The organism is Pseudomonas sp. LBUM1660, from assembly GCF_059695935.1.
This window is the reverse complement of sequence record NZ_CP166795.1, coordinates 6,116,903-6,131,706: the sequence shown is the minus strand read 5'-3', so window position 1 is coordinate 6,131,706 and position 14,804 is coordinate 6,116,903. Positions and strand designations below refer to the sequence as shown.

At 59.3% G+C, this 14,804-nt stretch carries 17 protein-coding genes; 6 read left to right on the top strand and 11 right to left on the bottom strand.

The annotated features are described in order from the left end of the window. Positions 1-10 precede the first annotated feature (10 nt). Positions 11-1,390 (bottom strand): SrfA family protein, encoded by a 1,380-nt coding sequence (locus tag ACA068_RS28550; RefSeq protein ID WP_497306364.1) that lies wholly within the window; start codon positions 1,388-1,390, stop codon positions 11-13. A gap of 266 nt (positions 1,391-1,656) precedes the next feature. Here ACA068_RS28550 and ACA068_RS28545 point away from each other — a divergent pair, with 266 nt between their 5' ends. After that, a complete protein-coding gene (locus tag ACA068_RS28545) occupies positions 1,657-2,868 on the top strand; it encodes an aldose 1-epimerase family protein (protein ID WP_497306362.1) in 1,212 nt (403 codons plus the stop codon). Positions 2,869-2,874: 6 nt separating this feature from the next. Here ACA068_RS28545 and ACA068_RS28540 read toward each other — a convergent pair whose 3' ends face one another. The 3 genes from ACA068_RS28540 to ACA068_RS28530 form a co-directional block, all read right to left on the bottom strand. Beyond that, the gene (locus ACA068_RS28540) at positions 2,875-4,368 is read right to left on the bottom strand and encodes a YifB family Mg chelatase-like AAA ATPase (protein WP_497306360.1); all 1,494 of its coding nucleotides are present in this window, start codon (positions 4,366-4,368) and stop codon (positions 2,875-2,877) included. Between the two features lie 179 nt (positions 4,369-4,547). Further along, positions 4,548-4,718, bottom strand: coding sequence for a hypothetical protein (locus ACA068_RS28535; RefSeq protein ID WP_461956277.1), 171 nt, complete (start codon positions 4,716-4,718; stop codon positions 4,548-4,550). Positions 4,719-4,749: 31 nt separating this feature from the next. Beyond that, positions 4,750-5,286: an N-acetyltransferase gene (locus ACA068_RS28530; RefSeq protein WP_497306359.1), complete on the bottom strand. Its 537-nt coding sequence runs from the start codon at positions 5,284-5,286 to the stop codon at positions 4,750-4,752. A gap of 192 nt (positions 5,287-5,478) precedes the next feature. On the opposite strand from ACA068_RS28530, the gene ACA068_RS28525 reads away from it, so the two are divergent. Beyond that, on the top strand, positions 5,479-5,742 hold the full coding sequence (locus ACA068_RS28525; protein WP_497306357.1) for a HigA family addiction module antitoxin: 264 nt from the start codon (positions 5,479-5,481) through the stop codon (positions 5,740-5,742). A 4-nt stretch (positions 5,743-5,746) separates the two neighbouring features. On the opposite strand, the gene ACA068_RS28520 is transcribed toward ACA068_RS28525, so the two are convergent. Both ACA068_RS28520 and ACA068_RS28515 read right to left on the bottom strand, forming a co-directional pair. Next, entirely contained in the window at positions 5,747-6,268 is a 522-nt protein-coding gene (locus ACA068_RS28520; RefSeq protein WP_497306356.1) for a BRO-N domain-containing protein, read from the bottom strand. 460 nt (positions 6,269-6,728) lie between these two features. Continuing rightward, entirely contained in the window at positions 6,729-6,989 is a 261-nt protein-coding gene (locus ACA068_RS28515) for an accessory factor UbiK family protein (protein ID WP_497306354.1), read from the bottom strand. Positions 6,990-7,406: 417 nt separating this feature from the next. On the opposite strand from ACA068_RS28515, the gene glnK reads away from it, so the two are divergent. The 4 genes from glnK (at position 7,407) to sutA (ending at position 10,184) form a co-directional block, all read left to right on the top strand. After that, positions 7,407-7,745 carry a P-II family nitrogen regulator gene (gene glnK / locus ACA068_RS28510; protein ID WP_002555808.1) on the top strand — a complete coding sequence of 113 codons (339 nt, stop codon included), beginning with the start codon at positions 7,407-7,409 and terminating at the stop codon, positions 7,743-7,745. 37 nt (positions 7,746-7,782) lie between these two features. Beyond that, positions 7,783-9,120 carry an ammonium transporter gene (locus tag ACA068_RS28505; RefSeq protein WP_010465110.1) on the top strand — a complete coding sequence of 446 codons (1,338 nt, stop codon included), beginning with the start codon at positions 7,783-7,785 and terminating at the stop codon, positions 9,118-9,120. Between the two features lie 213 nt (positions 9,121-9,333). Beyond that, positions 9,334-9,759 (top strand): secondary thiamine-phosphate synthase enzyme YjbQ, encoded by a 426-nt coding sequence (locus ACA068_RS28500; protein ID WP_462003227.1) that lies wholly within the window; start codon positions 9,334-9,336, stop codon positions 9,757-9,759. A gap of 101 nt (positions 9,760-9,860) precedes the next feature. After that, the gene (gene sutA / locus ACA068_RS28495; RefSeq protein ID WP_094470027.1) at positions 9,861-10,184 is read left to right on the top strand and encodes a dormancy-specific transcriptional regulator SutA; all 324 of its coding nucleotides are present in this window, start codon (positions 9,861-9,863) and stop codon (positions 10,182-10,184) included. Between the two features lie 191 nt (positions 10,185-10,375). Here the strand turns inward: sutA and ACA068_RS28490 are convergent, their stop codons facing one another. From ACA068_RS28490 to lysA, 5 genes are read right to left on the bottom strand one after another with little or no spacing between them, the layout of a single operon-like run. Further along, positions 10,376-11,080: an HAD family hydrolase gene (locus tag ACA068_RS28490; RefSeq protein ID WP_497306352.1), complete on the bottom strand. Its 705-nt coding sequence runs from the start codon at positions 11,078-11,080 to the stop codon at positions 10,376-10,378. After that, the gene (xerC, locus tag ACA068_RS28485; RefSeq protein ID WP_090178141.1) at positions 11,077-11,976 is read right to left on the bottom strand and encodes a tyrosine recombinase XerC; all 900 of its coding nucleotides are present in this window, start codon (positions 11,974-11,976) and stop codon (positions 11,077-11,079) included. Before xerC ends, ACA068_RS28490 begins: the two co-directional genes overlap by 4 nt. 2 nt (positions 11,977-11,978) lie before the next feature. Next, positions 11,979-12,704, bottom strand: a complete 726-nt coding sequence (locus tag ACA068_RS28480; protein WP_497306350.1) for a DUF484 family protein — start codon at positions 12,702-12,704, stop codon at positions 11,979-11,981. Positions 12,705-12,717: 13 nt separating this feature from the next. Continuing rightward, positions 12,718-13,548: a diaminopimelate epimerase gene (gene dapF, locus ACA068_RS28475; protein ID WP_027926405.1), complete on the bottom strand. Its 831-nt coding sequence runs from the start codon at positions 13,546-13,548 to the stop codon at positions 12,718-12,720. Between the two features lie 4 nt (positions 13,549-13,552). Beyond that, entirely contained in the window at positions 13,553-14,800 is a 1,248-nt protein-coding gene (lysA, locus tag ACA068_RS28470; protein ID WP_497306348.1) for a diaminopimelate decarboxylase, read from the bottom strand. Positions 14,801-14,804: the final 4 nt, after the last annotated feature.

Genomic DNA, 14,804 nt, shown 5'->3' with positions numbered 1-14,804 from the left:
TATTCCAGTCTTATTCGCCCATTTGCCGCATGGACATGGGGAATTGATCTTTTCCGTAACCGCCGGAGCAGTCCGCGACCGTGGTCGCCCCTTTGCGGCAGTTGACCTTGGGCATGTCGTAAGTGCTGCCATCGCCGCACACGGCCTGGCCCTGGCTGTCGATGGCGAGGCTGCCACCCTTCATGGTAGCGCTCACCGGCCCGCTGCACTTCGTGCCGTCGGCCTGGTGTACGGTGACTTCGCCCTTACCGTCCTTTAACTGATATTCCAGACGCAGCGGCTTGCCGGTCCGGCGATCCTGAATGCCGGCACCGGCGCGGTACTGACCGTCGAGGAACTTGGCCGCGCCGTCGGCGGCGTCAGGCGGAATGCTCAGGGCCGGGCCTGGTTTTGTGGCGGCGGATTTTTGCGCGTCGGGCGGTGTGGTGACAGACGGCGCCTCGGTTTTATTTTCGGGTGGCGTGGTTGGCGTGGTTGGCGTGGTTGGCGCGGTTGGTGATTCGGCGGCCGGGTCTTGGGTGATGTCGGCGGGTGCGGCATCAGCTTCGTTACCCGCGACGGCCGGAGCTTCCACGCCATGTGTGCCGGTCACGGCTGTGCCTGTGGTGGAGCCCACAACGGTGCCGGTTACCGGAACGCCATTCAGTGTTGTGGCATTGCCGGTCAGTTGAGGCTCTTCCAGCTGTTTTTCCACCGGCACGATGCCTTCAGGCAGCAAGTCCACCGCCACCAACGGAATCGGCACGCAACCGCGCAGGCCGAGCAACAGCCACAATAGCAGCAACAAAAACGGCAGCAGCAACAGCCACCACCAGCGCCGCCACCAAGGGCGAGCCACCACCGGCACGACGGGCGCCACAACCGGTTCTTCGACCACGGGTGGCAGCGTGAATACCGGCGGAACCTGATAGAGGCAGTGCAGAGGATCGCGATTGCCGGTACCGGCGTGCTCGAAACCCCAGAAGGTCAGCACCGGTTTGCCTTGCACCAGGTAGACAAAGTTTTCGTCAGGGAAATGAATCACGCGCTTGAGCAACTTGCCGAACACGGCTTTGTCGCCTTGCTGCTGTTCGCCCGAATCCGTGCCCAGGAAACGCTGGCTCAATTCATCGAGCGCAGTCTTCAGGGCTTCAAGTTGACGACGGGCCGGTGCGCGTTCTTCTTCGGTCGCACTGCTCCACGGGATGACATCGCCGTCGAGACCGCTGTACCAATCGATCTGGTTGCCGAGTTCATCGCTTTGAGGAATGGCCAGGTGATCGACCATGTCGGGGTTCTTGCGGCGAATGGCTTCGCGCAATTGCAGGGCTGCCCGGTAGACCGGTTGACCTGTTTCGCCCAGGGCTGTGAATGACCCGCTCTTACCGCTGCGTAATAGTGCCCCGCGCATTCAAACTCCATATGTTGCGTTGCGCAAAAATGACAGACAAAGGCGTCTGTTCCTGCTCCTGCATTTAGCTGGCGACCTTAATGTCATAATGATGTCGCCGTCAATCAGCGGAGGTCCAAAACCGTATGAGACTAGCGTAAGCGTGCGGAGGTTGCATGGGGGCAATGTGAATTGATTTGGGAAGACTCGGGCGTTCGCTTTTTTAAGCTTGCTGAATCGTTTCATCAGCGCTATAAAAAATGCACAACTCCAAGAAAGGCTTCCCCATGACCCCGCTCAAATTAGTCGTTGCCCTTGGCGCGCTGTCCGCCTCCCACGCCATGGCTTGGGACTATGTCCTGCTCGACAGTGACAAGGCTGCCCAGAACTGGCAGATCACCAGCCAGCAACTCGGTGTCAAAACCGACAAACCTTTTTCCGTGACTCTGCGCACCTTGCATGGCGGTCGGCAGGAGGGCGTCAGCATCGTCGACATCGATAACGGCACACTGAAACTCTCGGTGGTGCCGACTCGCGGCATGAATGTGCTGCAAGCGTCGGTCGGCGATGTGCGCATGGGCTGGGATTCGCCGGTCAAGGACGTGGTCAACCCGTCCTTCATCGAGCTCAACGGCCGCGGCGGACTGGGCTGGCTCGAAGGCTTCAACGAACTGGTGGCCCGCTGCGGCTACGAATGGGTCGGTCATCCTGGCATGGATAACGGCGAACTCCTGACCCTGCACGGCCGCGCCGCCAACATCCCGGCCAGTAAAGTCACCCTGCACATCGACGAAAAACCGCCTTACGCCATCAGCCTGCGTGGCGAACTTAAAGAGCAGGCGTTCAAGAAAGTCGATTTCTCGGTGGTGACCGAATTGGTCACTGAAGCCGGCAGCGTAGCGTTCGCCCTGAACGACACCTTGACCAACAACGGCGACTATCCGAAGGAATATCAGGCGCTGTACCACAGCAACTTCAGCACGCCATTCCTGGAACAGGGCGCGCGTTTTGCGGCGCCGGTTAAACAGGTGTCTCCGTTCAACGACAAGGCCAAAGGGGATTTTCCGGACTGGCAGACTTACCGTGCACCGACCAAGGACTACGACGAGACGGTTTACAACGTTGTGCCTTATGGCGATGCCAAGGGCGATACGTTGACTGTGTTGCATAACAAGGCCGGGAGCCTGGGGGTGTCGGTTGGGTTCAACACGCAGCAGTTGCCGGTGTTTTCGTTGTGGAAGAACACGGATACACAAGGGCAGGGGTATGTGACCGGGTTGGAGCCTGGGACGAGTTTTTCCTATAACCGACGGTATCAACGGCCGATTGGTTTGGTGCCGATGATTGGGGTTAAAGAGCAGAAGCAGTTTCAGATTCATTACAGTTTGCTGGCGGATAAGGGGGCTGTGGATAAGGCGTTGGAGCGGGTGAATGAGATTCAGGGTGGGAGGGCGACTGAGGTGCGACAAACGCCGTTGGTTGATCTCACTAAAGAATGATTCTTGTCAGTTTGTGCTTGGCCGATACTGCAATGCCTCCGCCAGATGTTCGCGGGTGATGCCATCGACCTGTTCAAGGTCTGCCAACGTGCGCGCAACCTTGAGCAGTCTATGGGCCGACCGGAGTGACAAGGTCAATCGCTCGCAGGCGGTTTCCAGCCAGACTTCGTCAGTTGTGGATAACTTGCAGTGACGACGCAGCCCCGGCAAATCAAGGAATGCGTTGGCGCAACCTTGGCGTTTTTGTTGCCGCTCCCGGGCGTTGGCGACCAGCACCGCAGCAGTGGCGGTGTCATCACCGGGTTTGAGCGCAGGATTCAACGCCGTGGCTTCCCGAGCGACGGTCAGGTGCAGGTCGATCCGGTCCAGCAGTGGCCCCGACAATTTGTTGCGGTAGCGCTGGACCATGTCCGGCGTACAACTGCATTTGCCGCTGGGTTCTCCAAGATATCCACAGGGACACGGGTTCATCGCGGCCACCAATTGAAAGCGCGCCGGAAACCTCACGCGGTCCTTGGCGCGGGAAATCACGATGTGCCCGGATTCCAACGGCTCCCGCAAAACCTCCAACACCTTGCGATCGAATTCCGGGAGTTCATCGAGGAATAGAACGCCATGATGGGCGAGGGTGATTTCGCCGGGTTGCGGCTTCGAACCACCGCCCACCAATGCCGGGCCGGAAGCCGAGTGATGGGGTTGGCGGAATGGTCGTTGCGGCCAGTGGCTCAAGGGCACGCAACTGGTGACGGATTGAATGGCTGCGACTTCCAGTGCCTCATTTTCGGCTAGCGGGGGAAGCAACCCCGGTAACCGACTCGCCAACAGTGTTTTCCCGGTCCCCGGAGGTCCGCTAAATAGCAGGTTATGAGCGCCTGCTGCTGCAATCAGCAATGCGCGCTTGGCCGAGATTTGCCCCTGCACTTCATTCAAGTCCGGATAGGGTTTGCTGGCGTAGAGCAAGCCATTGGAAACGTAGGGTTCAACCGGCGTATGTCCATTGAAGTGCGCAACGGCTTCCAGCAGGTGGTCCACGGCAAACACCTTCAACCCGGACGCCAGGCACGCCTCCTCGGCATTCGCCCGCGGCACCATCAGTGAGCGCCCGGCCTTGCGTGCGGCCAGCGCAGCCGGCAACACACCTCTCACGGCACGTACCGCGCCTGACAGCGCCAATTCTCCCAGGCATTCAATGTCATCCAGCGTCAACGTCGGCACCTGCACGCTGGCGGACAGAATCCCCAGTGCAATCGCCAGATCGAACCGTCCGCCGTCCTTCGGTAAGTCCGCAGGCGCGAGGTTCAGCGTGATGCGCCGCGCCGGAAATTGCAGGCCTGAATTGATGATCGCGCTGCGTACCCGGTCCTTGCTTTCCTTCACTGCCGCCTCGGGTAAGCCGACCATCGTTAATGACGGCAGACCGTTGGCCAGATGGACTTCTACGGTAACGGCGGGCGCATCCACGCCAATCTGGGCGCGGCTGTGAACGATGGAGAGGGACATGGTCGTTCCTTGAGCTTTACGGGAACCGCTTCCTGCGGTTTTTGAAGGGTAGACGGAGGAGGTGGATTTGGCGGGTGGTTACGCGGGTAAAATTTCACTGGATGTTGCGAGTACGGGACGGAATAGTCACGTAGCACAAAAAAAACCGCCATTTAGGCGGTTTTTTCAAGAATTGGTATTTAGGTTCTTCCGCCGGCCAACCATCCACCGGGCTCAAGTTCTTTGCCGCGCGCGATGCCTACTTCAATAAAGCGTCGCTGATTAGCCGATAAATCTCCAGCCAAGCGACGTGCTTCGGCGTGAAACTCAGCAAGCTGTAACAGCTTGGCTTTTCGCTTTTTGGGGCTCACGTACACCTCCTGCGATTCGTTTACCTGGATGTTATTGGTCGCTCAAGTAGATGACAAGGCGGTTGGTCTGGTCAAAGTCGAACCCGAGCTCTCGATAGTAAAAAACAACATTTGGATCAGGATCTTGGATTTCGATCTCCCTGCACTCCAGCATACGCGCATAGAATTCTGCGGCCAGCAGTGCGACTGGAGCTATCAAGCCACGAAGCGGATGGAGTTTGTCTGGATCCCCCTGCAAAAGTACTATCTTCAGACAGATAGCGCTTCGTCGCGGTGTTGCATAGCACAAGCCGCAAAGATTCTGCTCATACCAAATTGCCAAATCCAAACCTTTGGCATCTTTTCGCTTCCATTCGGGGATGCGTTCCCACGGGTAGTTTGCTACTCCTTCCCATAAATGACATTTCTCTATCGCTGCGGCAGTAATCGGCTCAATCCTGACAACTGATATGTCGATGTTTGAAGCACGAGGCGCGATTTTTTTAATAAACGCTTTGTAGGTGAGCTTCCTTACATCCGATTTAATGGTTTGGTTACGGAGGTCCGTGCCTTTTCCTTTTCTTCTCATTGTTGGTGTCTTTCGAAAATCAGAAAGAAAAGGTTAAAGGAGCGGTGTGCACCGATAAATCAGGCCATGGAGCTGCTTTTTGTAGGACCGTGCCTAGATAGGTGAAGGACGCCAGTGAAAGCGCTCGGAGGGTCTTGCCAGATGAAGGTTGCTGCTTATGATCACGGCTAAACGCAACCATAGGAGACGTAAATGCACCGGATTGGAATGCGGCCGATTCATCCTGGTGAAATTCTCAGCGAGGAGTTTTTGACACCACTTGGCATTACAACAGCGGCTTTGGCTCGTTCGCTGAGCGAGCCTGAGGCCGAAGTGAGCGACGTTCTGAGACGGCAGAGGGATGTCAGTGTTGGTCTGGCGAAGAAGCTATCCATGCTTTTGAATACCACGCTCGAATTCTGGTTGAATCTGCAATCGAGCTACGATCATCGCAGCGCCGAAATCGAGCGTGGATGAGCGCTTAAAGCGAATGCAGCGCTCGCGAAGCTTTTTTCCACCATGGCACGTTGACCGGGCGCTGCGTCTGCTCTCCGCTCGGCAACAGTTGCGGAACATCCTGCAACCGAATCCATGGCTGATTATTCCAGTGCAGCAAACTCAATGACATCTCCGGCCAGTTCAACAGACTCAGGACCGGGCGTTCGCTTGACGTCGGTTGTTGGGCATCTCTGAGCGCTGGCACTACGTCGTGGGTCAGCCACTCACGCAGGCCTCGGTATTCGGGGCAGTAGTGGTAGACGAGCAGGGCGTAGACGCCGGATTCGCTGATTAGCAGGGTGTTATCGAGGGTGCCGTGGATAACGACTCGCGCGGATTGATGTTGATCGGGATCGAGTTTTCGGACGGCGCGTTCGTCGAGGAATAGGCGAAGCAGACGGCCGAGGTCTCGGGCGCTGAACCAAGGCTGGTTTTCGATCAAAAGCGCGTGAAGGTGGAGTTTGTGGCGGGTGAAGACGTGGGGGATTAGATAGTTTTCATTCATGGTGCAGCTCCCGGATGCGAATTAAGGAAACTGCCTCTGATCGTCGCCAAACGAAAAGGGTGGCAGCTATGCGCGGGTTGGCGAACCGGTGCATCCGGAAACCGGCAGACCCGAAGGTCTCCCACGCACAGCCGCCATAATTCGAGATGGGAATAATTCCCTGATTCGAACGTGGTCGCGATGCGTTTAGATGCTATCCAGGTCGCCAAACCCAGTGCTGAAATATTCAGCTGGGGATGAGCTTAGGAACCTGGGCTTCGCGGCGCTATCGGACGGCGGTGGTGATCTTTGTAGGACGTTGCCGAGATGGTGGCGGGGCGACAGATCAGGAGATTGCGGCCTTCGGCAGGTCCTACAAGGGTGGTCTATCCAGTGTGGGATGGCTGGAGGACCGAGGTGACCTTATTCGCGAGCAAGCCCGCTCCCACAGGGGATCGCATTTCATCGGGGATGTGCGGTGTTACTCGGCAGGCGGATTGAGCTTCGCTTCCAGCTCCGCAACTTTCGCCTCAAGACTCTCCAGCCGTACCCGAGTCCGTGCGAGCACAACCATCTGACTATCAAACTCTTCACGGCTCACCAGATCCAGCTTGCTGAAGCCGCTCTGCAACAAAGACTTGAACTGGCTTTCAATTTCGCTTTTCGGCAACGGGGTGTCGCCGCTGAAGAGGCGGGAGGCGGTGCCGGTCAGGGCGTCGAGGAAGTCTTTGGGTGCGAGCATGGGAAATGTCCTGTCAACAATGGCGGGCAGTGTATCACGCAGTGTCTATAGTCAATTCCGACAGCAGGGATGCACGCTTTTCGCGCATGGGGACGGACGGCCGCGCACTGTTGTTGTGCGTATCCGTCGGGCCGATTGAGGGAAGCGGCTGTCGGCAGCGGTCAAGGGGTTGAATTCAGTGGGTTTTGGCGAGATGGCAAGCTTTCTGCTTAGTCAGTAGTAACCCATGCACTGATGCAGTCGCTGTGACGAATGCAGTGCGCCAAGCGGAACGGGGAGTTGTTTCGTGAGGAGCGGTTAGCTGGCGTCGGACGGGCAGGTAAGGCCGACGATGCGTTACAAAGCCAGGCACTGCGCTTAGACTTGAGCCGGGTTTGTTTTCCTGGGGCAAGTCCACCAATTCGGGAGAGAGTTTTCATGAAGCTAGTCACTGCCATCATCAAGCCGTTCAAACTGGACGACGTGCGCGAATCGCTGTCCGAGATCGGCGTGCAGGGCATTACCGTTACTGAAGTCAAAGGCTTCGGTCGGCAGAAGGGTCACACCGAGCTGTATCGCGGCGCGGAATACGTGGTCGATTTCCTGCCCAAGGTGAAGATCGATGTCGCCATTGACGACAAGGATCTGGACCGGGTTATCGAGGCGATAACCAAGGCCGCCAACACCGGCAAGATCGGTGACGGCAAGATCTTCGTGGTCAATCTGGAACAGGCGATTCGCATCCGTACCGGCGAAACCGATACCGACGCGATTTAAACGCCGCCACAAACCCAACGCCCCAGGAGAAAACAATATGACTCTGCGTAAATTCGCAGGGCTAGGAGCCCTGTTGTCCCTCGTAATGCCCAGCCTGGCTATGGCGGCAGACGAAGTGGCGGCCCCAGTCCTCAACTCCGGCGATACCGCCTGGATGATGACCTCGACAGCCCTCGTGCTGTTCATGACCATTCCCGGCCTCGCGCTGTTCTACGGCGGCATGGTTCGCTCCAAAAACATTCTTTCCGTGATGATGCAGTGCTTCGCCATTACCGGTCTGATCAGCATTCTGTGGGTCATTTATGGCTACAGCATCGCGTTCGACACCACCGGCATGGAGCAGGGCGTCGTCAACTTCAACTCGTTCTTCGGTGGCATGGGCAAGGCATTCCTCGCCGGTGTCACGCCGTCGAGCCTGACCGGTCCTGCGGCGCTGTTCCCTGAGGCGGTGTTCATCACCTTCCAGATGACCTTCGCCATCATCACCCCTGCGCTGATCGTCGGTGCCTTCGCCGAGCGGATGAAGTTCTCCGCCATGCTGATCTTTATGGGCGTGTGGTTCACCCTGGTTTATGCACCGATTGCGCACATGGTCTGGTCCGGCAACGGCGGCCTGATGTGGGATTGGGGTGTGCTCGACTTCGCGGGCGGCACCGTGGTGCACATCAACGCCGGTGTGGCCGGTCTGGTTGCGTGCATCGTGCTCGGCAAGCGTAAAGGCTTCCCGACCACTCCGATGGCCCCGCACAATCTCGGTTACACCTTGATGGGCGCCGCCATGCTGTGGGTAGGCTGGTTCGGTTTCAACGCCGGTTCCGCTGCTGCGGCCAACGGCACCGCCGGTATGGCGATGCTGGTGACCCAGATCGCAACCGCCGCCGCGGCACTGGGCTGGATGTTCGCCGAGTGGATCACTCACGGCAAACCAAGTGCACTGGGTATCGCTTCGGGTGTTGTGGCCGGTCTGGTCGCCATCACCCCGGCCGCTGGCACCGTGGGCCCGATGGGCGCTCTGGTCATCGGCCTGGCTGCGGGCGTGGTGTGCTTCTTCTGCGCCACCACCCTGAAACGCAAACTCGGTTATGACGATTCCCTGGACGCCTTCGGTGTACACGGCATCGGCGGTATCCTCGGTGCGATCCTGACCGGTGTGTTCGCCGCACCGTCCCTGGGTGGTTTCGGCACCGTCACCGACATCGCCGCTCAAGTCTGGATTCAGTGCAAAGGCGTGGGCTTCACGGTGATCTACACCGCGATCGTCACCTACATCATTCTCAAGGTTCTGGACGCTGTCATGGGGCTGCGTATCACCGAAGAAGAAGAAGCTGTCGGCATCGACCTGGCACTCCACAACGAACGCGGCTACAACTTGTAATACGCGCATAAAAAACTTGCCCGGCTTGCCGGGCATTTTTTTGTCTGGCGTTTGTCAGTGAAGGGACTGCTGAAAGGTTTTTTCGTACACGTTTAGTGGCGTTTACGACGGGCGTTTTTCTGCGGCCAATGGCTTACATGATTGAAGGAATATTAGGGCCTTTGTTTTTTCCCTGAGCGCGCTAGAATGCGCCCCGAACGTGCGGAGAACTGTATGTGGCAACAAACTCTGATTACCCTGCGGGCACGGCCCCGGGGCTTTCATCTGGTAACGGACGAGTTACTCGCCGGCCTGCCTGAACTCAGGGCGTGTCGGGTCGGTCTGTTGCATTTGTGGCTGCAGCATACCTCGGCGTCGTTGACCATCAACGAGAACGCCGATCCGGCGGTACGTCGCGACTTCGAACGATTTTTCAATCGTCTGATCCCACAAGGAACAGACGGCTATGAGCATAACGACGAAGGCCTGGACGACCTCCCGGCGCACTTCAAGGCCAGCGTGCTTGGCTGTCAGCTCAGTTTGCCGATTTCGGCAGGCCGACTGGCGCTAGGGACCTGGCAAGGTGTTTATCTGGGCGAGCACCGTGATTTTGGCGGTGCCCGTAAAGTCCTTGCCACCGTGCACGGTGAAGAGGCATGAACCGCTGGTCACCAGCGGTTATTGAATTTTTCCGGCGGCTGTCGACAGACGGTGAAGCTGGGCTATAACTAATCTGCTTTTCGCAAGTCATGAGGTAGAACATGAGCGACGATGATCTGGAAAACGACGACCTCGAAGTAGGCGACGACGACGAAACCGAAGAAGGTCTGGAAGCGGCGGCCGAAGACGTCGCTGAAGACGACGGCGGTGAAACGCCCGTTCCGACCGCCAAGGGTAAAGCCAAGGCAGCGGTATCGGTCGATGAGCTGCCGAGCGTCGAAGCCAAGAACAAGGAACGCGATGCTCTCGCGCGGGCCATGGAAGAGTTTTTGGCCAAGGGCGGCAAGGTGCAGGAAGTGGAGGCCAATGTGGTCGCCGATCCTCCCAAGAAGCCTGATAACAAGTACGGCAGCCGGCCTATCTAAGCGCCTGCCCTTGCTTGCTGAAAAAGCCCGCCGTCGCTGCGGGCTTTTTCGTGGGGGATGGGTAAGTAGACCGCGTTATCGTTCTTCGCGGGCAAGCCTCGCTCCTACAGGCTTTGCGTCGCTCACATAATTGGCGTGCGACACAAATCCTGTAGGAGCGAGGCTTGCCCGCGAAGGCGATCTCGAAGACGCTACGAAACGGAATTCCACAGGGCCAACAACGCCGGCAACTCCGTCAGGCTGCGAACCTCGGCATCCGGCGCCTTGTCCGCTTCCCATGCCTTGCCCGTCGGGTTAAACCAGATCGCCCGCAACCCCGCCTGCTGCGCGCCGGCAATGTCATCACCTGGGTGATCGCCGATATGCACCGCCGTCGCCGCCGTCGCCCCACCACGCTGCAACGCCTCGTGAAACAGGCGCGCATCGGGCTTGGCGATGCCGATGTCTTCGGCGCACAACGCAAACTTGAAGTAATCCGCCAGCCCCAGTCGACGTACATCGGCGTTGCCATTGGTGACCACACCCAGGGCGTAATGCTTGGCCAGGGTTTCCAGCGTCGGTTCGACTTCGGGGAATACCTCGATCTGGTGCCGGGCATGCAGGAACACTTCAAAACCCTTGTCGGCCAGCGCCGAAGCCTGTCCGTGGTCGTATCCGGACTCTTCCAGTGCATGGAAAAGCACCCGGCGGCGCAACGCACTGATGCGGTGTTTGAGGCTCGGTTCGCTGGTCAGGATCCGCTCACGAATAGCCCACAAATGCTCCACCGGCACCGCACCCAGGTTCGGTGCGTGCTCGGTCAGCCATTCACGCAGTATGGCTTCGGCGCTGACGATCACCGGGGCGGTGTCCCACAGGGTGTCGTCGAGGTCGAAGGTGATCAATTGGAGGGTCATGAGTCATCGCCTTTAATGCGTTTGGCCCGTGGATGGGCGCTGTCGTAGACCGTAGCCAGGTGCTGGAAGTCCAGGTGGGTGTAGATCTGGGTGGTCTTGATGTCCGAATGGCCGAGCAATTCCTGTACGGCGCGCAGGTCCTGCGAGGATTCCAGTAAATGGCTGGCAAAGGAATGCCGCAGCATGTGCGGGTGCAGGTTTTGCCCCAGCTCACGCTCGCCAGCGGCTTTGACCCGCACCTGAATCGCCCGGGGGCCAAGGCGCCGGCCTTGCTGGCTGACGAACACCGCATCGTCTGCCGGGTTGGTCATGGCCCGCAACGGCAGCCACAGTTCCAGGGCTTCACGCGCTTTTTTGCCGACCGGCAGCAGTCGAGTCTTGCTGCCCTTGCCGAGCACTTGAACCATGCCGTCGGCCAGATCCAGCTGATCCAGATTGAGCCCGGTCAGCTCCGAAAGGCGCAAACCCGAGGAATAGAACAGCTCCAGAATCGCCTGATCCCGACGCGCCAGGAAATCATCTTCCACCGCGCCTTCAAGCAGTTGCAGCGCGCGGTCGGTATCGAGGGTTTTCGGCAGCCGGCGTTCGCCCTTGGGCGGCGCCAGGCCGTTGGCCGGGTCGTGATCGCACAGGCCTTCGCGGTTCAAATAATGATAGAGCCCACGGACTGCCGACAGCAGTCGAGCCAGGCTGCGGGACGATTGACCCTGAGAATGCAGGCGCGCGATCAGGCTGCGCAGGCGCTGAATGTCCAGCGCGGCCCAGCTGCTGATGTTCTGTTTGACGCACCAGCCCAGCACTTTGTCGAGGTCGCGGCGGTAGGCGTACAGCGTGTGGGGCGACACCTGCCGCTCACTGCGCAGGTGTTCGCAGTAAGCGTCCAGTTGCCGTTCCATGGTCAGCGTACCGAGCGCAGGGAACTGTTGACCCGAGGCAGTACGCGACCCATGACTTCGGCGATGTAGCTCAGGAACAGCGTACCGACCGAACTTTTGTAGTGTTGCGGGTCACGACTGGCAATGGCCAGGATGCCGTGGATGCCTTGATGACTGATGGCGACGACGGCGGTGGAGCCTATCTGCTTGCGCTGTTCTTCGCCGAACAGGAAGTCCAGTTCGTGCTCACGCAGGCTGCCGCTGACGCTCTTGTCTTCCGAGAGCAAGCCACCAATGGCTGTTTGTGCCTCGGCATGGGTAACCCAGCGGCCCACCGGCATCGGGTTGTCACCCAGCAGGATCAGGCTGACGAAAGGCACCTGGAAGTCCTGGCGCAGACTGTCTTCGACGCTGATTACCACGTCTTCCAGGCTGCTGGCATCCATCAGCGCCAGAATCAGGCGACGGGTCTTGTCGAAGAGGCGGTCGTTATCGCGGGCCACGTCCATCAAATGCGAGAGGCGATGACGCAATTCGATATTGCGGTCGCGCAGGATGGTCATCTGCCGTTCGACCAGCGAAATGGTGTCGCCGCGCTGGTGCGGAATGCGCAAGGCCGGGAGCAGTTCTTCGTGCTCGACGAAGAAATCCGGATGAGCCTCCAGGTACGCGGCAATCGCCGCCGCCTCAAGGCTTTCGGAAGGAGATTCGTCGGGCTGTGGGGCGGGAACCTGGGGCTTATCTTTCATGGATTCGACTCTCTCAAAGACGCACTTGTCCTTCATAAACGCGGACTGCCGGGCCGGTCATCATGACCGGTTGGCCAGGGCCTGCCCATTCAATGGACAGACGCCCGCCGGGCAGGTCGATCAATAGCGGCGAATCCATCCACCCCTGGCTGATCGCGGCCACTGCGGCAGCGCACGCGCCGGTTCCGCAGGCCTGGGTTTCCCCGGCGCCACGTTCCCAGACGCGCAACTGCGCACGGTTGCGGTCGATGACCTGGAGAAAACCGACGTTGACCCGCGCCGGGAAGCGCGGATGGTGTTCGATTTTCGGCCCCAGTTCATGCACCGGTGCGTTGTTGATGTCGCTGACTCGCAGCACGGCATGGGGGTTGCCCATGGACACGGCGGCCAGTTCGACGGTCGTACCCTCGACATCGAGCTTATAACTCAAGGCCTGTTCTGGCGCGTCGAATGGAATCTCGGTCGGCACCAGGCGCGGTGCGCCCATGTTGACACCGATCTGGCCGTCGCTGCGGATATCCAGTTCGATGATGCCGCTTTTGGTCTCGACGCGAATCTGCCGCTTGGCGGTCAGGCGCTTGTCGAGTACGAAGCGGGCGAAACAGCGCGCACCGTTGCCGCACTGTTCCACTTCGGAGCCGTCGGAGTTGAAAATCCGGTAGCGGAAGTCCACGTCCGGGTTGCTCGGCGCTTCGACGATCAGCAGCTGGTCGAAACCGATGCCGGTGTGCCGATCGCCCCATTGCTTGGCGTGCTTGGGCAGGATGTGCGCGTGCTGGCTGACCAGGTCGAGGACCATGAAGTCGTTGCCCAGGCCGTGCATCTTGGTAAAACGCAGCAGCATGGGATTACTCCGGCAGCAGGCTTTCGCCAGCAAACAACTCGGCTACCGTCTCACGGCGACGCACTTCAAATGCCTGATCACCGTCCACCAACACTTCAGCGGCGCGGCCGCGGGTGTTGTAGTTGGAACTCATGACAAACCCATAAGCGCCGGCCGAATGCACGGCCAGCAGGTCGCCTTCTTCCAGGGCCAGTTCACGATCCTTGGCCAGGAAGTCGCCGGTTTCGCAGATCGGGCCGACGATGTCGTAGGCGCGAGCAGCGGTAGCGCGCGGGCGCACGGCGGTGACGTCCATCCAGGCTTGATACAGCGCCGGGCGGATCAGGTCGTTCATGGCCGCGTCAACGATGGCGAAGTCTTTGTGCTCGGTGTGCTTGAGGTACTCGACCTGGGTCAGCAGCACGCCGGCGTTGGCGACGATGAAGCGGCCCGGCTCGAACACCAGCGCCAGGTCGCGACCGTCGAGACGCTCGCGCACGGCTTTGATGTAGTCGGCAGCCAATGGCGGCTCTTCATCGCGATAGCGCACGCCCAAACCGCCACCGAGATCGATGTGGCGCAGGTAGATGCCGCAATCGCCAAGGCGGTCGACCAGGCCCAGCAGGCGATCGAGAGCGTCGATGAACGGCGGCAGGGTGGTCAGTTGCGAACCGATGTGGCAATCGACGCCGACCACTTCCAGGTTGGGCAACTGGGCGGCGCGGATGTATACATCTTCGGCGTCGGCGATCGCGATGCCGAACTTGTTCTCTTTGAGACCGGTGGAAATGTACGGGTGCGTGCCGGCATCAACGTCCGGGTTCACACGCAGCGAGATCGGCGCGCGAACACCCAGCTCGGCGGCGACCACTTGCAGACGCTCCAGCTCATCGGTGGATTCGACGTTGAAGCAATGGACGCCAACTTCCAGGGCGCGACGCATGTCGTCACGGGTCTTGCCGACACCGGAGAAAACAATCTTGTCGGCGCTGCCGCCAGCGGCCAGTACGCGTTCCAGCTCGCCACGGGAAACGATGTCAAAACCGGCGCCCAAACGCGCCAGGACATTCAGTACACCCAGGTTGGAGTTGGCCTTGACCGCAAAGCAGACCAGATGCGGCATGCCGGTCAGCGCATCGGCGTAAGCCAGGTACTGGGCTTCGATGTGCGCACGGGAGTAGACGTAAGTCGGTGTGCCAAAGCGCTCGGCGATGGCGGACAGGGCAACCCCTTCCGCGAACAGCTCACCGTCACGGTAGTTAAAAGCGTCCATGGCG